General features: G+C 61.3%; 16 protein-coding genes and 1 pseudogene. 12 read left to right on the top strand and 5 right to left on the bottom strand.

What is annotated here, in order from left to right:
- Positions 1-12: 12 nt before the first annotated feature.
- The 8 genes and pseudogenes from FJ404_13910 to FJ404_13875 all read left to right on the top strand — a co-directional run bounded on the left by FJ404_13910 (position 13) and on the right by FJ404_13875 (position 7,538).
- Positions 13-2,043, top strand: coding sequence for a tetratricopeptide repeat protein (locus FJ404_13910; GenBank protein MBM3823955.1), 2,031 nt, complete (start codon positions 13-15; stop codon positions 2,041-2,043).
- A 217-nt stretch (positions 2,044-2,260) separates the two neighbouring features.
- Positions 2,261-3,208, top strand: a complete 948-nt coding sequence (locus tag FJ404_13905; protein ID MBM3823954.1) for a tetratricopeptide repeat protein — start codon at positions 2,261-2,263, stop codon at positions 3,206-3,208.
- Between the two features lie 527 nt (positions 3,209-3,735).
- Entirely contained in the window at positions 3,736-4,587 is an 852-nt protein-coding gene (locus tag FJ404_13900; GenBank protein ID MBM3823953.1) for a tetratricopeptide repeat protein, read from the top strand.
- 517 nt (positions 4,588-5,104) lie between these two features.
- A complete protein-coding gene (locus FJ404_13895) occupies positions 5,105-5,923 on the top strand; it encodes a flagellin (protein MBM3823952.1) in 819 nt (272 codons plus the stop codon).
- A gap of 92 nt (positions 5,924-6,015) precedes the next feature.
- Positions 6,016-6,231 (top strand): hypothetical protein, encoded by a 216-nt coding sequence (locus tag FJ404_13890; GenBank protein ID MBM3823951.1) that lies wholly within the window; start codon positions 6,016-6,018, stop codon positions 6,229-6,231.
- Positions 6,232-6,324: 93 nt separating this feature from the next.
- Positions 6,325-6,600 carry a hypothetical protein gene (locus tag FJ404_13885; protein ID MBM3823950.1) on the top strand — a complete coding sequence of 92 codons (276 nt, stop codon included), beginning with the start codon at positions 6,325-6,327 and terminating at the stop codon, positions 6,598-6,600.
- A gap of 73 nt (positions 6,601-6,673) precedes the next feature.
- Positions 6,674-7,107: pseudogene (gene fliS / locus FJ404_13880) on the top strand (flagellar export chaperone FliS).
- Entirely contained in the window at positions 7,104-7,538 is a 435-nt protein-coding gene (locus tag FJ404_13875) for a hypothetical protein (GenBank protein ID MBM3823949.1), read from the top strand. The pseudogene fliS and the gene FJ404_13875 overlap by 4 nt, the downstream one beginning before the upstream one ends.
- On the opposite strand, the gene FJ404_13870 is transcribed toward FJ404_13875, so the two are convergent.
- The gene (locus FJ404_13870) at positions 7,529-9,007 is read right to left on the bottom strand and encodes an arylsulfatase (GenBank protein MBM3823948.1); all 1,479 of its coding nucleotides are present in this window, start codon (positions 9,005-9,007) and stop codon (positions 7,529-7,531) included. The genes FJ404_13875 and FJ404_13870 overlap by 10 nt on opposite strands.
- Before the next feature lie 148 nt (positions 9,008-9,155).
- Here FJ404_13870 and FJ404_13865 point away from each other — a divergent pair, with 148 nt between their 5' ends.
- Complete coding sequence (locus tag FJ404_13865; protein ID MBM3823947.1) at positions 9,156-9,677, top strand: hypothetical protein; 522 nt, start codon at positions 9,156-9,158, stop codon at positions 9,675-9,677.
- A gap of 10 nt (positions 9,678-9,687) precedes the next feature.
- Here the strand turns inward: FJ404_13865 and FJ404_13860 are convergent, their stop codons facing one another.
- From FJ404_13860 to FJ404_13845, 4 genes are all read right to left on the bottom strand, one after another.
- Positions 9,688-11,718 (bottom strand): alpha-galactosidase, encoded by a 2,031-nt coding sequence (locus tag FJ404_13860; GenBank protein ID MBM3823946.1) that lies wholly within the window; start codon positions 11,716-11,718, stop codon positions 9,688-9,690.
- A gap of 191 nt (positions 11,719-11,909) precedes the next feature.
- Positions 11,910-13,352, bottom strand: a complete 1,443-nt coding sequence (locus tag FJ404_13855; GenBank protein MBM3823945.1) for a DUF1501 domain-containing protein — start codon at positions 13,350-13,352, stop codon at positions 11,910-11,912.
- A gap of 8 nt (positions 13,353-13,360) precedes the next feature.
- Entirely contained in the window at positions 13,361-16,084 is a 2,724-nt protein-coding gene (locus FJ404_13850) for a DUF1553 domain-containing protein (GenBank protein ID MBM3823944.1), read from the bottom strand.
- Positions 16,085-16,091: 7 nt separating this feature from the next.
- Positions 16,092-16,271, bottom strand: coding sequence for a hypothetical protein (locus tag FJ404_13845; protein MBM3823943.1), 180 nt, complete (start codon positions 16,269-16,271; stop codon positions 16,092-16,094).
- A gap of 333 nt (positions 16,272-16,604) precedes the next feature.
- Between FJ404_13845 and FJ404_13840 the strand changes: the two genes are divergently transcribed.
- From FJ404_13840 to FJ404_13830, 3 genes are all read left to right on the top strand, one after another.
- Positions 16,605-17,423, top strand: a complete 819-nt coding sequence (locus FJ404_13840; protein MBM3823942.1) for a flagellar hook-basal body complex protein — start codon at positions 16,605-16,607, stop codon at positions 17,421-17,423.
- 5 nt (positions 17,424-17,428) lie between these two features.
- On the top strand, positions 17,429-17,782 hold the full coding sequence (locus tag FJ404_13835) for a hypothetical protein (protein ID MBM3823941.1): 354 nt from the start codon (positions 17,429-17,431) through the stop codon (positions 17,780-17,782).
- A 24-nt stretch (positions 17,783-17,806) separates the two neighbouring features.
- Positions 17,807-19,066 (top strand): (Fe-S)-binding protein (locus FJ404_13830; protein ID MBM3823940.1); only part of this gene is annotated, 1,260 nt, incomplete at its 3' end.

Here is a 19,066-nt window from a genome sequence, read left to right as displayed (position 1 = left end):
CGTCTTGAACTCGTGAGTTTCGAGTTCCCGAGCGACGCGCAAGTCCGCGCCAGCCGAACCGCGGCGATCATGAACATGACGACGACTGCCGAAATCGAGTCCCAGAAGAACGACATGCTCGAACGCGCGGTTCAACTCCATCAAAAGGGCCAGTTCGCCGAGGCGGTTCCACTCTATTTCGAAGCCCTCGAACGCCGTCCCGAAAACGCCGCCGCGTGGCATCTCGCCGGGTTGGCTTGCCACCAGGCAGGATATCCGGATCAGGCGGAGAACGCCCTGATCAAAGCAATCGAAATCGATTCTTGGGTGGCGGACTACCATCTTCATCTGGCCGCGGTGCTCGGATGGCAAGGGCGATTGGCCGATGCCACCACCGCCCTGCGCCGCGCGCACAAGATTGATCCGACCAACACCACGGTTCTCTTCAATCTGGGCAATGCTTTGGTCCACGCAGGCGACGCCCAGGGCGGGACAGAGTTCTACCTCAAGGCAAGGGAAGCCGAGCCCAACTCCCCGGACATTCACCTCAATCTGGGCGCCGCTTACACCTCGCTCGGTCGTGACGAAGAGGCCTTGCATTGCTTTCGACAGGCACTCTCGCTGGATTCCACCAGTTCCATCGCCCACTCCAACGCGGGCCTCATTCTGCTGCGCCAAGGCAACCCTCGCGCGGCCTTGACCCATTTTCGGTACGCCATTGCGCTCGATTCCCACAACGAAAATGCCCGCCTCGGCGAGGCCAGGGGGCTCTGGAGTCAAGGTTTGCTCGCCGACGTGGAACAATCGCTCTTGCGCTCCTTGGAGGCGCTGCCCGCCAGCGCTCAGATCGCCTCGGAATGGGTCTCCCTTCTTCTCAAGTCCAACCGCGCCCGGGAAGCCGAGGAATCGGCCCGGCGCTTCGCTTCGGCGAACCCCTCCGAACCCGCGGGGTTTGTCAATCTCTCGGCCGCGTTGCGACAGCAAGGGCGCTATGCCGAAGGAGCGGAGGCTGCTCGCCAGGCACTCCTCCTGAACGCTTCGTGCGAGACCGCTCGCATCAACCTCGCCCTGACCCATCTGGACGCGGGCGATCTCGACGAGGCAGCCACTCAATGCGGGATGGTCCTCAATCTCAACCTGACGAACGGGGACGCGTGGTTCACCCTTGGATCGGCAAGACATCGCGCCGGCAAGCTCGATCAGGCCTCTCATGCCTATGAAAAGGCCTGCGCCCTGATGCCCTCCAGCGTGAAAGCGTGGAGCAATCTCGGCGCCGTCCGGAAAGACCTTGGCGACCCCAAGCGGGCCATCGAATGTTTCAATCGCGCGCTGGCCTTGGAACCTGCCTACGCGCTGGCTCGTTTCAACCGTGGTTGCGCCGCCTTGAGCTTGGGCCAATGGCCGGAAGGCTGGTTAGACTATGAGGCTCGATGGCAAGTGCCGGGATTGCTGCCGGCTCCCAGGACCGTCAATGCCCCACGCTGGAACGGGGAACCGCTCGAAGGAAAAACATTGCTGGTCCAGACCGAGCAGGGTTTTGGAGACACTCTGCAATTCATTCACTACGCCCAGCGCGCCGCCCAAGAAGGTGCCCGCGTGATTCTTGAAGCCCCGCTCGAATTGCATTCCCTTCTGTCCAGCAGCGCCGGACTCCACCAGATTCTAAGTCCGGCGGATCCCCTCCCAGACGCGGATTATCAATGTCCATTGATGTCCCTCCCCATGGTGCTCGGACGGGAGTTGGACTTCAGCCGAATGGTGTTTCCCTATTTGATCGGCGTGGGAAGTGATTGGAAGCCACCGTCGCCAAGACAATCGAAACTCCGGATCGGCCTCGTCTGGGTGGCAATCCGGCGCAGAAGGACAACGCCAAACGCACTCTGGCTTGGCCCCAAATCGCCTCCCTCTTGCGAATCAGTTATGTGGAATGGATCAGTTTCCAAACCGGCCCGCACGCCTCCGATTCAGCGGGCGATCACATCGCGAGAAAGCTCTCCCACTGGGGCGGCACCTTTCGAAACTTTCATGACACCGCGACGGCCCTCCTTCAGGTCGATCTGCTGATCTCGGTTTGCACCGCATCCGCCCATCTCGCGGGAGCGCTGCATCTGCCCGTCTGGACTCTCCTGAGCCACACGCCGTGCTGGCGATGGGGAAATCAAGGGGATTCAACCCCATGGTACCCCTCGATGCGGCTCTTTCGACAGTCCGAACCCGGAAACTGGGAGTCCGTGATCGAGTCCGTGCATGACGCGGTCATCCGGCTGCGAGATGGAAGAAAATGAATTCTGCTCCAACCCCCTCTCGCGAAGACCTCGTGGCCGAACTCCTGGCGGCCGCCGAGGCCTGCCCGGAACGGCCCGAAGCCTGGCGCGTGCTTTCCCTCCTTTTCCTTCAAGCCGGCAATCTTGCGCGAGCCCGAACCTACGCCGCTCGCGCCCTGCGCACCGGTCCGATCCTCGCCGAAAACTGGATCGCGCTGGGGATGGTGCACCAAGCCCAGGGACAATTGACCCGCGCTGAAAAATCCTACCGCAAGGCGCTGCATCTCAACCCCGATCTGCCCGAGGCTTGGTTCAATCTGGGGAACACCCTTCATGCGCAGCATCGTTGGGAGGAAGCGGTTCGCTGCTTCGAACACGCCGGCGAACGGGCGCCACGCGAAACGGCCATCCTGACGAATCACGTAGGCGCATTGTCAAGACTGGGGCAATGGAATGGGGCGATTGACCTCTTCAATCAAGCGCTTGAGCTGCAGCCTGAAAATGCCCTCGCCCAATGGAACCGCGCTCAAGCCAGCCTCGCGTTGGGCTGGTACGATGCCGGTTGGGTCGATTACGAAGCCCGCTGGAATGTTCCTGGCCTGGTGAAACTGGGACGTTCCTATGACCGTCCGCGCTGGACGCAAAATGTTCAATCTCGCGGCACCATCGTCCTGGCCGCAGAACAGGGGTTTGGCGATTCCATCCAGTTCGCGCGCTACTCCTCCGCCCTCGCCCGAATGGGTTGGAACGTCATCGTGGACGCACCCAGCCCCTTGAAGGACTTGCTCGCTCTTGCGCCCGGGGTCCAGCGGGCCGTTGCTTGGGACGAACCATTGCCGGACCACGATTTTTGGATACCGATGGCCGGGGCCGCGGGCGCCTTGTTCGACACCGACGCATTTGGCAACGCGGAAGGTTATCTGCGCGGGTGCTTGGTAGGCCATGAAATCGCACGCCCTCCTTAAACCGAAGGTCGATTGCGAGTGGGAATCGTCTGGCAGGGCAACAAGGAACCAGACCCGTTGCGTTCGATCCCAACCCAGGAACTGGCCCCGCTCTTCGCCGTCCAGGGCATCGACTGGGTCAGCCTCCAAACCGGGCCTGTGGAACGAGAACTGCAGTCCCTCGCCCCGCAAGTCTCCCAACGAGGGGCCTCCCTCCACAGTTTCCTCGAGACGGCCCATGCCATGGCCTGCCTCGATGTCGTCATCAGCATCGACACCTCGTCCGCTCACTTGGCCGGGGCGCTCGGTCTGCCCGTGTGGACCCTGCTGCCTTGGTCCGCCGACTGGCGGTGGCACCGCGATCGCAATGATTCGCCCTACTACCGCAGCATGAGGCTGTTTCGCCAGCCCTCCCAGGGGGACTGGGCCACCGTGCTGGTTGAGGTAGCCCGCATGCTCGGCGAGAAGCTTCGGCCTGCTCTTTCCCGAAAACCTTGGGACACCGGCCAGACTTCTGAAAAAGCCTCCTCGCAGATCTTCACCCTCGCGTGGCAAGCCCATCGCGCAGGAAAGCTGGACGAGGGGACGAAGCGCTTTCGCTGGCTGATGGACTGGTGCAAACCCATCCCCTCCTCGCCTCAAGCTGGAATAGCCGCGGAATTGTCCGGTTGGGGCGAGATCGTTTCGAACCCGCAATTCAAGGTTTCGAACGCGCTCTCTCGCTTGACCCCAAACCTCGCGACGCGGGCCTGAATCGCGCGGTGGCGCTCCGGGAAGCGGGACGATTGGCGGACGCCATCGCGGCCCATCGGTCGTCCTTGGCCGAATCTCCAGAGGATCCTTTCCACCACTGGAATTTGGGTTTCTGCCTCATGCTCGATGGAGTCTACGAGTCCGCCTGGGAACACATGGCTTGGCGGCGGGAGATGCCCGACGGATCACCCTCAAACGACCGACTCTTCACTCCGCCATGGGAGGGCGATCCATTGCGCGGACGCACCTTGCTCCTCCAAGCCGAACAAGGACTGGGCGACACCCTCCAATTCGCCCGATACTTGCCGGCTGCCCTCCAGCGAGCTCAAGGACGCGTGGTCCTGGAATGTCCCGATGCCTTGCGCTCGCTGCTCGGCAACTTTCCGAACGTCGAACTTCATCGGCGCGGTTCCAACCCGACCCCACACCACGTTCATTTGCCCTTGATGTGCCTGCCGCGCATTCTTCGGCTGCCGCATCCGAGCCAAGTGCCTCCGGTGGGATATCTCGGCTGGCCCGAGGCGAAACCAGACACGGCCCATTCCCCCCAGGCACGCGTGGGCTTGGTCTGGGCGGGCAATCCGCGCTTCGCCAATGACCGCCGGCGGTCGCTTCACCTCGCCACTTTGCTGCCTCTTCTCCGTTAGCCGCATGTCCATTGGATCAGCCTGCAAAAGGGCGAACCCGCCCGGCAGCTCGAATCGCTTCCGGACGTCACGCCCATCGAAAACGTGGGACCGCGACTCCGCGACTTCATGGATACGGCCCGAGTCCTTCGCTCTCTGGATCTCCTCATCACCAGCGACACCTCCGTGGCTCACTTAGCTGGCGCTCTGGCCGTGCCTACCTGGCTCCTGCTGACGCGAGTGCCCGACTGGCGCTGGGGACTTCTGGGAACCTCGACCCCTTGGTATCCCACCATGCGCCTGTTCCGCCAAACCGAGTGCGGAAACTGGAATGGTGTCCTCGACCGTGTCGCCGCCGCGCTTCAAGTCGAGTTTCCCCCAGCCGTCACGATCCCAAGGGTTCCCGTGAAGGGCCCGCACACCCAGCGGCCGAATCAAGCTGGCAAGGCAAAAGGTGAAGGCCTAAACCAAACTTCACCGCGCGGCATGGACGCCGCGTCTGAAAGCCCCGCAAGGGGTGACTCACGGAAGGAGTCCCATGGTCATCAATACAAACATCTCGGCTCAAAGTAGCGCGCGCCTGTTGGCGGAATCCAGTTCCATGCTCTCACGGTCGCTCGCGCGTCTCTCCTCAGGCTCCAAAATCACATCGCCCGAGGACGACGCGGCAGGATTGGCCGTCTCTACGCGCTTTGACGCCCAGATCAACCGCACACAAGCGGCCCGCAACAACATCGGCAACGCGATCTCTTTCAGCCAAACCCAGGACGGGTTTCTGCAAAAAGTCACGAAGGCCCTTGATCGCATGAGCGAACTCTCGATCCTCGCCCAGGACGTCACCAAGACGGACACCGATCGATCGCTCTACAACGCGGAGTTCTCGACGCTGTCCACATATATCACGAATACAGCTTCGAAGGACTTCAACGGCGTCAGCCTGCACACGGCGACCGCGCTCTCGGTCACGACCGACGGCGACACGGCCTCGGGCAGCGCCAACGCCTACTCCATGAGTGGGATTAACCTGGGCGCGGCCGCCTACACCAGCGCGACAGGCGCCAGCATCACCACCACCTCCGCAGCCTCCACCGCCTTGACCGCCGTGAAATCGGCGATCACGCAACTGGCCACAGACCGCTCCACCATCGGCGCGAGCATCTCGCGGCTCAGCTACACCAACGAACAACTCGGCGTCTTGAAGGACAATCTCGGGGCGGCCAACAGCCGCCGCAAGGACGTCGATGTCGCCGACGAAAGCACCAAGTTCGCGAAATACAACATCCTCGTCCAGGCAGGCACGGCGATGTTGGCCCAAGCGAACCTCACGCCTCAGTCGGCGCTTCGGCTCCTTGGCTAAAAACACGCCTGATCCGAAACCAACCTCCACTCGGACGGCGCCCCGCGCCGTCCGAGCTTCACGGCTACGAACCTCTCCGCATCGGTTGGCGCATGAAGTTGGTGGACACCCGCGATCACCGCATCTGGTGGGCAGCGGATGAGATCTTCGACGCGGGACGGCCCGAGGTCTCCAACGCCGCCCGGCAATTCGCCAAGAAACACATCAGTCAATCCACCGCCGACGATTCCATCGCCATCCTGGCCTCCCCCACCCGCTTTGCCCGCTACACCTTGCACAGCCTTTTTGAAACCCTGCCCACCCGATGAATCCTAAAAGAAACATTCAAGTTCTTAAAAAATCCGCCGATCCTAGATTAGCTGCGAAAGACGTCACGTTGCCTGCCAGATTGAGAGTGTAACATGCAAATTCATCTGAACAACAATGCGAATCCCGTCGCGCCGCCTGGATCCCCCAAGACGCCTTCGCGCGCGGCTCCCCAAGCGCCGGTCGAGTCCGCTCCCTTCGCAGCCTCACAAGCGCTGAACGGTTCCCTCGCACAACTCCCCGCGGTTCGTCCCGAAGTCGTGGAGAAGGCCAAGCGCCTCCTGCTCGACTCCAATTACCCGCCCGAGGAAGCCATCCGGAAGATCTCAAACCTCCTGGCGATCAACCTCTCCTCCCAGCCAGATGCCTAGATCTAAACCGGCCCCGGCTCAAGTCGAGACCTGAGCCATCGCTCGAATTCGCCCGTTCCGTTGTATTCCCGCGATGATGCATCCTAATCCCTGGCGGTCCTACCAGAAAGTCGCAACCCAGACCGCCTCGCCCGGTCAATTGGTCCTGATGCTCTATGAGGGCGCCCTGCGCTTTCTCGATCAAGCCCGCATCGGCTTCGCCGAAAAAGATCCCCTGCTCTTCAATCGGACCATCAACAACAACATCCTTAAGGCTCAGGCCATCCTCCAGGAACTCAACGTCTCGCTCGATGTCGAACGCGGAGGCGAATTCTCCGAGAACCTGCGGGACCTCTACGCCTACCTCGACCATCGCCTCCAGGAAGCCAACATCCGCAAAAACCCCGTGCCCTCGACGAAGTCATCAGCCACGTCAGCGTGCTGCGGGACGCCTGGAAGGAAATGCTTTCCAAAGGTTCCGCTCACCGCAGCGCCGGCGAACTCTCCACCCTCTCCGCGGCCGCATGAACCACGCCAGGGTCGATCCCACGCCCGGCCTGAATTCGCTTCCCAGCGGCCCTCCCCTGCTCGGCCTTTACGAAGAATGGCGCCGAATCTCCCAACTCGAGTCCGAAGCTATCGACAACACCGCGTGGACCCAGGTGGACTCGCTGCAAAACTCAAAGTACCAGTTGCAGTCCTCCATCCTGGAAGCCACTCGCGCCCTTTACACCGAGGCCAGTGAAGCGCACTTGCACCGTGGCCGCCTCGATGACGAAATCCGGAACGTCATCCAGGATTTGATGCTCATGGAACGCCGCAACGCGGACCGCCTCGCCCTCAAGCAACGCGAACTCGAACATCGACGCGCCGAACTCGACCGCGCTTCCCGCAATCTCCGGCAAGTTCATCGCGCCTACGGCACAAGCCGAAGCCCCGCCTGGACTTCCTATTCCTGAACCGACGAAGCCGTCGCTCCAGGACCATACTGCCGCCAGAATAATTCCTTGAACGGATTCTGGTCCGGTCCTCGCACGGACTCATTCACCAGCATCGGTTGGACCGAACTCCACCACTGCTCAAAACGTCGGCTCAGCCGCCGCACGGTGCCGGGATGCCGGGCGGATACATCGGTTCGCTCCCCGGGATCCGCCTGCACGTCAAAAAGCATCCAACGAGGGACTGCCCCACCCTCGGCTGAAACGAGATGCCAGCGCGTAGCGCGGACCGAACATTGCCGGTACTTGGCCGTTTCAGGTGAAGCCCCCTTCTCCCATCGTCCCAGATGCGTCATCAAGATCCGGTCGGGTGCACGCACGGCAGGGTGCTCCAGCCAGGGCACCAAACTCCTCCCCTCGATCTGTCTCCGAACGCCTTTCGGCAGCTTCGCCCCAGCCAGCGAGGCCAGCGTCGGAAAGAAATCAAGGTGCGCGCTCAAGGCCTTGCAGTCCCCTGCAACAAGCGTTCCCGGCCAGCGCCACAGCGATGAGGCCCGCGTCCCGCCGAGAAAGGCCGTGCCCTTTTTCCCCCGCATGCCCGCATTGTACCCCGCCAGCACGCCACCGTCCGTGCCATTGTCGTTCATAAACACCACCAGTGTTTCGCGGTCGATCTTCCACGCCTCCAACTGCGCAAGCAATTTCCCGACGTTGTCATCAATGTTGGCAATCATCCCCAGGAATTTCGCCGCCTGGGCGTTCGTGACCACCCCCCGGTAACCAGCTTCATCCTCCAAGCGGACTTGAAGCGGCGCGTGCGGGGCATTGCAGGCGATCCAGGCCAGGAACGGCCCGTGCTCTTTCACCTCTCCCATCCAACGAAGCGCCTCCCCAAAGAACACATCCGTGCAATATCCCTTGGTTTTCACGAAGCGCCCGTTATGCAAAATCGCCGGATCGAAATAGCGATTGCCCGGGGCATCCCCGCAGGAGCCCGCGTAGGTCTGGCCAATGCCTCCGGCGCCATGTATGAACATTTCCTCAAATCCCCTCCGATTCGGCCAATACTCGGGTTCATCCCCCAAATGCCATTTCCCGAAGATGCCGGTCCGGTAACCCGACGATCGCAACACCTCCGCCAAAGTCGTCGCCCTCGGATTCAACCGCTCGCGCTCGTGGATCGTATGGGTCACGCCGTTCCTAAACTCGTGCCGTCCGGTTAACAACGCGCTCCGCGTCGGCGAACAAGTCGGGCTCACGTGGAAATCGGTGAAGCGAACCCCTTCGCGATGCAACCGGTCAATATGAGGCGTTTTCAGCACCGGATGCCCATGGCAGGACAAATCCCCGTAACCCTGGTCATCGGTCAGGACAAAGACGATGTTCGGCCGCCGTCCTTGCAATCCAGCAGACTGAACACCAATACACCCGAGGAAGATGCTGAGTGCGATGAGTCGCACGCCGCAAAACCAAAGCGATCCGAGTGGCATGAATCTCATGGGAAGGCCGGCACCCTACTCTCCTCTCAGCTTCAGGATCAAGCCACCTAGCAGAGACAGCCCAAGCCCCGCGCATCGATCATGGCTGGCGCGAAACGCTCACTTCGGAAAACTCGGCCAAATCGTCGCTCATGAAAACGTGCGGAAGCGCCTGCAAGGCAAATCCGGAACCGCCCCGGAAGCCCTGCCCGTCGTCACCTTCGATCACGGACTCAGCATCCATTTCAACGGCGAGGAAATCCGCGTGCTTGCCCTGGCTCCCGGCCACACCGACGGCGACGCGGTCATTCATTCCACAAAATCGGGCGTGGTCCACATGGGCGACCAGTTTTTCAACGGGCGTTTCCCCTTCATCGATCTGGGAAGCGGCGGCAGTGTGGAAGGATACCTCCGCAATGTGGCCGTCGTGCTGCAAAAGATTTCCAGCGACGTCAAAATCATCCCGGGCCACGGTCCGCTCGCGAGCAAAGCGGATCTTCGCATTTTTCACGACACTGTTTCCGAGAGCATCGAGATCATTCGCAAGGCCAAAGACGCCGGTCAGTCACTCGATCAAGTCAAAGCCGCCGGCCTTCCCGAAAAGTTCAAGATCTGGGGATCAGGCTTTATCAACACCTCCCGCTGGATTGAGATGGTTTACAACAGTCTCAAGAAGAACTGACTCACCCTTCTCACTCGAACCGATACCAGCTCATGCCCAGCGCGGGCACGTTCACCGGCACGGTCACATCATACGACCGATCCAACCGGATGCGGCGGGCGCGTCCTGACGCGTCGATCAGACGGGCCCGGTCTTGCAAACCGCTGTAGTACAGATTGACGCGGAGATCGCGCGCAAGGGATTCGGACCGCGGATTGAACACCACCAGCATCGCCTTGGTGCTCAAGGCCGGATTCACATGCAGCATCCAGTCCAGATCGCGCGCGTCCGCCCGTCGTCCGTGGATGAGATCACTCTCCAAAATATCGCGATGCGCCTTGTACCAGGCGACGGTGGATTGAACCATTTGACGAGTGCGCGGCGTGTCGAACAACCGCGGACCACGGTAACAAGCCTGCACACCCAAGGCGAGATTGCTCTCCATCATGCGCCGGTAATGGTCCAGATGCTGGTCCAGAGGCTCGATGGTCGCAGCGGCGCCTCCTCCGTGGTACTCCGTCAAGGGAACGAACATCCACCCCATGCTGGGCAGTTTCTCCCATGTTCCATCGTAGATATTCTGCCGGGTGTGGATCAGTTGCTGCTCGCGAGGCAGGGACCAGTTCACTTCGCGATAGCCCATGCCGGTTTTGCTCGAACCGGCGAGGAAGTAATAGTCCGGAACGTTGAGATAGAGTCCCCGCCCGCGACACCAGCGATAAAACTCGGAAATCGCTTTCCACTGGTTCCAGCGTGAATCTTCCCAGCCACGATGGCCGGGATGCGTGGAGCTCTGGCACGGATCTCCCGGATAGGAACCGTCATGTTCGAGAAGCTGAAATCCGCTTTGGTTGTGAAACGCTCGGAGCCGGTCGAAATAGGTTCGACCCCAGTGGCTTTGTAAACACGGTGAATGTCCAAACACCGGCTTCTGACCCGCGGGCAGCAGCACGTCGTCTGCGGGCCCGATCGACCTCGAAGCGAGCAGGGAATAGCTTCCGATTTCGATGCCTCGCTTTGCGGCGTGAGCGCTGAACTCGCGCGCGCGTTGCAGGGTGCTGGCATTCGTGCTCTCCAGATTGAATCCACTCCCGAAACTCAGGATCAGCATCTCGAATCCGGTCTCGGCACACTGGTCGATGGCGTTCGTCACCGCCTCACCCCTCGAGGAAACCAAATGCATCATGAGCGGGTTCTCGGTCACCCAGGGAGCCAGGATCCGATACATGCGCCGCACCGCCAAACCGCACCGCTCGCGATCGGTTGAGTCCTGCGGCAAAACCCAGCCTCGATAGGACTCGAAAACCTCGCCCGGCGCCAGACGGACCCCGGGTCCCAAATCCGGACCTACTTCAAGCAGACACGGGGTGCGTTTCTCGTAGTTGACTTGGCTGTGGTAATCCGGATCGGCCAGCCAGCGGAAAGAGCGGCGGTTCGCGGCTGAGGAACGCATGCCTCCCATGGCCATTTCCGTCTCCACATGGAGATTGGGCGGCAGTTTCCCGTCGCTCAATTCATCCACCTCGGAAACCCTTTCCACCGCGGCCAGCCAGTCGCTGGAGTACCGGTCGAGGGTCATGACGCGGCTCGTGCCGTTCGAGAGAACGATCCATTTCCCATAGCAAGGGAGACCATCGTAGAGTTCATAGTGAACGGAAACACGAACACCCGCAAAGTCGAGGGCGGGTCCTCCGTCGGCCGGAATCGGCGGGGCAAAATCGAGCCTCAGAGCGACACCTTTGGGCGGCCATACCATTCCCGGCGCGTGACGCCGCACGCGCTTCCACTCGAATCGTTCTCCGGGGATCGGTCCGTGCGCAAATCCCTGAAACTGAAAGGCCCTCGGATCCGTTCGCATGGACTCCAGCCACTCAGGGCGCAGAAATGCCAGATTAGGCTGCCCTTTTGCGCCGCCGATATCGAAGCGTTGTCCATCCCAAATCACCGTGGCTTCCGGCTTGACGCCTCGCAGGATGGATTCGCCCGAGCCCAGATGGTCGAGCGCCACGGTTGAGCCATTGAGATCCAGGCGGAATCGCCGCCGCAACAAGCCATTACTCAATTCCAGCTCCCGATGGCTTCTCACTTCGACCCGAGCCCGGTAAGGTTCTGGGTGAAGAAGCCAGTCGGGAGAGGAGCCCGCGGAATGCGACGAGGGAACGACCTGCCCTGCCGAAGAAATTACCGCCAGCAGCCCCAACAAGAACAGAGAGATGCTCCTGGCCCGTGAGCGGGCAGCCGAAACACCCACCGTCATGAATCCATGATCTCCTCAATGGGTCGGCCATGATCTTGTTCGAGTCTCTTGCGACCCGGCAGCTCCAGTCGCCGCGAGTCCAATCCAAGCTGGCGCAGCAGTGTGGCATGCACGTCGGTGACATAATGGCGATGCTCCACCGCATGAAAACCGATTTCGTCCGTCGCTCCGTGGACCACGCCCCGACGCAACCCTCCCCCGGCCATCCAACAACTGAATCCGTAAATATGATGATCGCGTCCGTCACTGCCCTGAGAGCCCGGCGTGCGCCCAAACTCGGACGCGAAGACCACCAGCGTTTGATCCAGCAAACCGCGCTGGTCCAAATCATTCAGCAGAGCGCCGACGGGTTGATCCACCGCGGCCGCCAGTTTGGAATGATTGGCCTTGAGGCCGCCGTGAGCATCCCACGCGCCCGCTCCTCCACCTCCGTGCTGGATCTGAACGAAGCGGACCCCCTGCTCTACGAGCCGTCGGGCCACCAAGAGCTGCATCCCGAACTCGCGGCAATGCGGCTGGTCCAACCCGTAAGCTGCCTTGGTGCGGTCCGTTTCCCTGGCCAGGTCGAGCAGGCCCGGAATCGAGGTCTGCATGCGGTAGGCCATCTCGTAGGACGCTATTCTTGCGGCCAGAGCCGGGTCGCTCGGGAAAGCCGATTCCCGTTCCCGGTTCAATTTCCGCAGTAAATCGAAGCCGCCGGCCCTCCAATCGGCCCGTTCCGGCTTTTCCGGCTTGCCAAAATCGAGGGGATGGCTCGGATCGATCCGCAGAGGCACGGCGTCATGGGCGGGGCCGAGATAAGCGCCATCACGCTGGTTCCAGTACTCGCGCGTTCCGATGGAGATGAATTGGGGCAGGTTCTCGTTGAGGGTCCCGAGGCCGTAGTGAACCCAGCCACCCAGCGTGGGAAAATCCCCGTCCAGCATGTTGCGCCCGGTGTGAAACTCCGTCTGCGCTCCGTGGTTGCTGTCGGTGGTCCACAGGGATCGGACCACGGCCAGCCGATCGACGTTTCTCGCGATGTGCGGGAACCAATCGCTCACCTCGATGCCGCTCTGACCGTGCCGGCGAAAACCCGTTTGCAACGGATAAAGCGTGTTGCGCTGGTTGCCGTTCGCATCCGGCACCACCAAACGTTCAATCGCCAACTTCTTGGCCTGCTGCGTGTCCGCGAAAGGAGTTTCGGCGATCGTCTTGCCCGCGTACCGGTTCAACATCGGTTTCGGATCGAAGCTTTCCATGTGGCTGACGCCGCCATTCATGAAAAGCCAGATCACGCTCTTCGCTTTCGGAGCGAAATGAGGCGCGCCGGGCATCGCCGATTCCAACCCATGCCCGGCGGCCCAACCGTCCCGATGCAACACCGCCCCCAGGGCCAACCCGGCGAAACCGCGGCCGAATCCCGAAAGAAAATCGCGACGATGAAACATCGGTCTCATGATTTGACTCAGCGCAAGGTTACAAAGTCGTTGTGGTTGAGCAAGACCCAGATCAATTGGGCTCTCGCGGATTCACCCCGTTGCTTGGACCCTTCCCACCCCTGTAAAGACTCCAAACAAGCGCTCAACTCTCGAGGTCCGGGCGCAAATCCGAGCAACCGGCGAAAGGCCATCTCGACGAAGGCCCGGTCGCCAGATGGATCCGATGAACGCAGCTCCTGTGACCATCGGCGGGCGATGGATTCCGACGCTTCACGAGCCAGCGCGCTGTTAACCATCGCCAAGGCCTGCTGCGGCACGATGCTCTCATCGCGCCGGTAACACTCCTTCACTTTGGCGTCGTCAAACACGGAGAGAAAGAGGTTCCGTTCGTTGTAGGAATGAAAAAAGTAAAGGCTGCGCCGGCTTGAAACCGCTTGTTGTGCGGAGGGCACGGGCGGACCGCCCATCTTGAAATCCAACAGGCCGGAGTGCGCTCGGAGCGAATCGCGCACCACCTGGGCTTCGACTCGCAAGGGATTCCTCCTCCACCCATGTTGATTGCCGGGATCCAAGGCCAAATTGCCCTCGCGACCGTGATTCGAGGAGGACCGGCGATACGCGTCCGACGTGACGAGAAGCCGGTGCAATCGCTTGAGATCCCATCCACTCTCAATCAATTCCACCGCCAGCCAGTCGAGCAAGTCGCGGTGAACCGGTTCGCCCGCCTTCCGACCCAAATCGAACAAACTCGGAGCGAGGGGAGAACCGAAATGTCGATTCCATACGTGGTTCACCACCACGCGGGCAAACAGAGGGTTCTGCGGACTCGTGATCCAGGCCGCCAGGGCCGAACGTCGTCCCGTGCTTTCGGACGGAAACCGCACCTGAGGATCATCAGAGCCAGACGACAAAAAGCGGGTCGGGGTCCATCGCGCACCTTCAAGCCGGGCAAATGTTTCGTCCGGACGTATCGGGGAGGATTCGCGAGCCAAGGCTTCCGACAATTGCTTCTCAGCCGCCCCCACCGCTTGGTCTTCCGCAACCGAACCGGGCTTCGCCGTCAGACGTTTCATGCGGGCCTGCGCCAGGACCAAGGCGGCTCGGGCGGCCGCCACTCTGCGCTCCGCCCGAATGGCTTCCCCCCGAAGCCGGTCCCCGCGTGCCAGCGCCGGCGAGGCCGAAACCCATTCAGCCGCCTCACTCGCACCTGCCTTGGATCGCACGGATACACTGTGAAGTTCCGCCTTCGCCAAAGCCGCCGACGCTTCGGCCACCATCCACCGATGGAGGAGCTCGGCGTTGTCCGGCGCCTGGGAATGCGCTGCCAACGCTCGCATGCGCTCAGATTCCGTGGCATTCGAACGATTCAGAGCCGCGGAGAAATGGTCCCGTCCCACCCATTCTCGGAGCTCCGGCCTCCAGGAATGGAGCGGCAGGCGAATCGGCCCGTGAACCGTAAAAGGGGGAGAGAGGAAATCCGGAACACCGGGCTGCATCACCTGCGTCTTGTCGGGTTGCGCCTCGTTTCCGCGGATGAATCGGTAGGTCGGAGATTTCAGGTCCCGGTCAAACACCCTAGGAATGGCGTCCTTCTCAAAATCGGTTTCACCCGGCACAAGGTCGAGTCGCGCGTGATAAGGCTCGAAAATGGCGCGAAATCGATAGTAGTCGGTTTGGTTCACGGGATCGTACTTGTGGTCATGGCACTTGGCGCAATTGAAGGTGAGTCCCAGCATCGATTTTCCCACGTGCTCCACCGTCTCGTCCATCCACTGGTGACGGTTGAATAAAAAATAGTTCCGCGCCAGAAAACCGGTCGCCCGCAGTCGACTCAGATCACCGGGAGCAAGTTCGTCAGCCGCCAGCATCAGGCGGGCCATCTCGTCGAAGGGCAGGTTGGCGTTGAGGGATTCCACGATCCAATCCCGCCAGTGCCAAAGATGTTTTTGGCTATTGCGCAGTTGCTCTCCCAGCCCCCACCAGTCGCTGTATCTCCACACATCCATCCAGTGTCGAGCCCAGCGTTCCCCATGGCGTGGATCGGCCAGCAACTGCTCGACCCGTCGCTCATACCAACCGCCGGGTTGGTCCCAGGCTTCCTCAATCCAAGCCGGCTCCGGAGGCAAGCCGATCAAGTCCACCGACAATCGTCGCAACAACAACCCGGGCTCCGCCTCCGCTTGAGCGACGAGCCCAAGGCGTGCATGGACCGCACCGAAGAACGCGTCCACGGCATGGCGTGAATGAACTCCCTCCAGACGAGGGACGGGTGGACGGCGAGGAGTCCGAAATGCCCAATGCTCCCGAGGATCCTTTTCGGCCTCTTCTCCTGACGGAGCCGGAGCACCCGATTGAATCCAATCAAAAACAATCTTTCGCTCCGCTTCAGAAAGCGGTTCTCCCTCGTGTTCCGGCGGCATGCGTTCCTGCACGTCCGACGCGGAAATCCTTCTCCAAAGCAGACTCTCCACCGGCTGGCCCGGGGTCATCGCCGGACCCGACTTTCCACCCTTCATGGCCGCCGCCCGCGTATCCAATCTCAACTGGGCTTTTTGCTTCAGTGCCCCATGACATGCATAACAACGCTCCTGCAAGAGCGGCTTGACCGCGCTGGTGTAAAGCTCCTCTCCGGAAGCACCGAACACTTCGGCGACGTCCGCGCAAAAGGCAAACGCCAGGGCGCATTCGACCAACCGCCTCCTCAGGGTCACCCCGAGTCCGGCTGAAACTCGCTTCAAATCGAAGGGCATCGAAGGGTCATGAAAACACAACGATTCTCGGCAGGCCAGCGCCAACCTTTCCACCCCCGCGCTTCCCGTGCATCCCGATGTTGTTGGTAGGGCGGGCCTGTCCCAGCCCGCCGCCCACGGGATGCAAAACATCATGCTCCGGCGGCGCGCCGGGACGGACGCGCCCTACCTGCATCACCGGCAACATCGGGATGCACCGCCCGCGCTTCCGGTGCCTCCAGAGGTTGTCGGTGACCGAGTTGTCCCGGTAACGCAGACAGCCCTGTCTGCTGTTTCGCAGGCTGCCCAGCCTGCTGGGGCGACGAAGGGAACCAGGCGCGTGGAGAGCATGGAAGGGCCTCGTTCTTCACCCTCCGGGCCGATGGGCCGTCGGCGATACCGCAGGCTGGGCAGCCTGCGCCACACGACAGACATCTTCGGGATGCACCCCTGCGCTTCCCGGCAGAATCTGCAGTGATCCTCGACCTCTTTTGCGGCAGGAAATGCCAAACCCCTTCTCCGCAACCATCGGAACCCTTTGATGGGGAACCACCTTTCGAGCATGGCACATGGCGTGCTCGTTCGGTCCCGGATGAATGTAAGTTTGTACCAAGCGGCTTCAGCGCTCAGCGCTAGCACCCGATGGCAGGAAGTCATTGGAGAGAATCTTTCGTCCAGTTCCATCCACGGATTCAAAAAGCAGGATGTCTCGTTTGCCGCCGTGGCCGCCGGTTACCTCCCCCAAACAGGACAACCGCTGTGGGGAGACCCCAAGCGGTTTGATCTCACCCGGGCGGAATCCCACACCAATTTCAAGCCCGGCGAGTTGAACTACACCGGCGAGAAATTCGATCTCGCCCTGGAAGGAACGGGCTTCTTCCAAGTCGAACTGGCCCCCGATCAATTCGCCTACACTCGGAACGGCTCCTTCACCCTGAGCACCGAAGGCATCCTCGTCACCAAGAGTGGCTACGCCGTCGTGGGAGATCGCGGACCCATCCAAATCAATCTCAAGAGCACAACCGATCCCATCGTGGTCGAGCGAGACGGCGTCATCAAGCAAGGCGCCGAAATCAAAGGCAAACTCAAGATCGTGGAGTTTGACAATCCGGCAGAACTCGTCTCCACCACCAACTCCTTTTTCCAAACCGTCAACCCGGCGATTCTCCCCAAAGAAATGGAGAACCCGGCCGTGCGCCAGCAAATGCTGGAAGCTTCGGCCGGTGTTCAAGACTCCCGCATCATCGTCGCCATCAATCGCGATCCCGATGCCCCCGTCTTTCAGTCCGCCACGTACGGCTTGGTCGGCGATCTCTTTCAGCTCGTGCCGGAATGGATTGCCGCCGCCGGCAAGCGCTGAACCCCATGGCCCAGGCTTCCCTCCCCCTGCAAGCCACTCGCGAAGTCTTCGGCAATATCGCGCCGTGGATGCAATGGGCCTTCTACCTGCTCATGACCGCCAGCCTCGGGGTCCTGGTCTGGCGGATCTATGCCCGCGCCAAACTCTGGCAGCAGGGAGTCCCGGGCGGATTCGAAACGGACTGGAAATTGTGGCTCCACCGCATTCGCGTTTTCGCCCTCGGGCAAAAGAAGGTCCATCGCAAAACCCTGGGAGCGTTCCTCCACCTTCTTCTCTCCAGCGGCTTCATCGTGCTCACCATCGGCACCACGCTTCTCATGATCGCGCACGCCGGGCCGGTGGACTTTCATGTGGGCTGATATTACCTCATTTACGAATTCGTCATGGACGTCTTCGGCGTGGCGTTCATCCTCGGCTGCCTTCTCGCCATGTATCGCCGGCGATTCCGGAAGCCAGCCTCGCTGGGTCACAATCGCACCGACTGGCTGCTGCTGGGACTTCTCCTCGCGATGGGCGTCACCGGATTCGTGTTGGAGGCGCTCCGCCTTCACTATACACAGGTCCCAACCGCTCTCGCACGCTGGTCCACCATTGCCTGGGCCATGGATCAGGCCTTCCTGTCCGGTCTGAGCATCGAGTCCGCACGCACGCTGCACCTCGCGACGTGGTGGATTCATGTTTTTCTCGTCGCGGGATTCTTCGTGGCCATTCCCGTCACGCGCTTCATGCATGTGCTGGTAGGCCCCGCCAACATCGCGGCGCGCCCCACGCGTCCCATGGGCGCCCTCTCGCTTCTGCCCCTCGAGGAAGCCGAGAAGACCGGTCGCATCGGCGTGCGCGAACTCGCTCACTTCGACCGCCAGCAACTCATGTCGCTGGACTCCGGCATGGAATGCGGCCGTTGCGAGGATGCCTGCCCGGCCTGGGCCTCTGGAAAGCCCCTCTCCCCGAAAGCTCTCGTCCAAGACCTCCGCCAAGCCATGGAACACCCGGTCCCCGGACAACCGGTCATGGGCCACGCCCTGCAAGCCGAGACGGTCTGGTCCTGCACCATGTGCCAGGCCTGTGTCCACGAATGCCCCGTCCTGATCGGGCACGTGGATTTGATCAGCGACCTCCGACGCAACATGGTGGCGGAAGGCGAATTATCGGGACCGCCTGCGAAAGCTCTCGGCCAGTTGGGCAAACAATCCAATCCCTTCGGACGTCCCGCCAAAGAACGCTTCGCCTGGGCCAACGGTCTCGATGTGCCCACCGTCGAATCCAACCCCGGCTTCAATTACTTGCTCTGGCTCGGCTGCTCGGTTTCATACAACCCACGCGCGCAAAAAGTGGCCCGCTCGGTGGTGCAACCTTTTCAACGGGCTAAACTCAATTTTGCAACCCTGGGGCAGAAAGAACGCTGCACCGGCGACCCGGCGCGAAGGCTCGGCGAAGAATTCCTCTACCAAAGTTTTGGCCGGCTCCAATGTCGCCACTTTGCAAGCGTCCAAAGTCCGCAAAATCGTTACCCCCTGCCCCCATTGTCTCAACACCCTGGCCCGCGAATACCCGGCGCTGGGAGGCCACTTCGAAGTCTTCCATCATTCGGAATCACTGGCTCAACTCGTGGACGAAGGACGGCTCAAACCCGCCGCTGCCTA

The sequence above is a fragment of the Verrucomicrobiota bacterium genome (assembly GCA_016871495.1).
Classification (GTDB): Bacteria; Verrucomicrobiota; Verrucomicrobiia; order Limisphaerales; family VHDF01; genus VHDF01.
The sequence above is the reverse complement of the archived record's forward strand: the minus strand, read 5'-3'. Positions and strand labels throughout refer to the sequence as shown.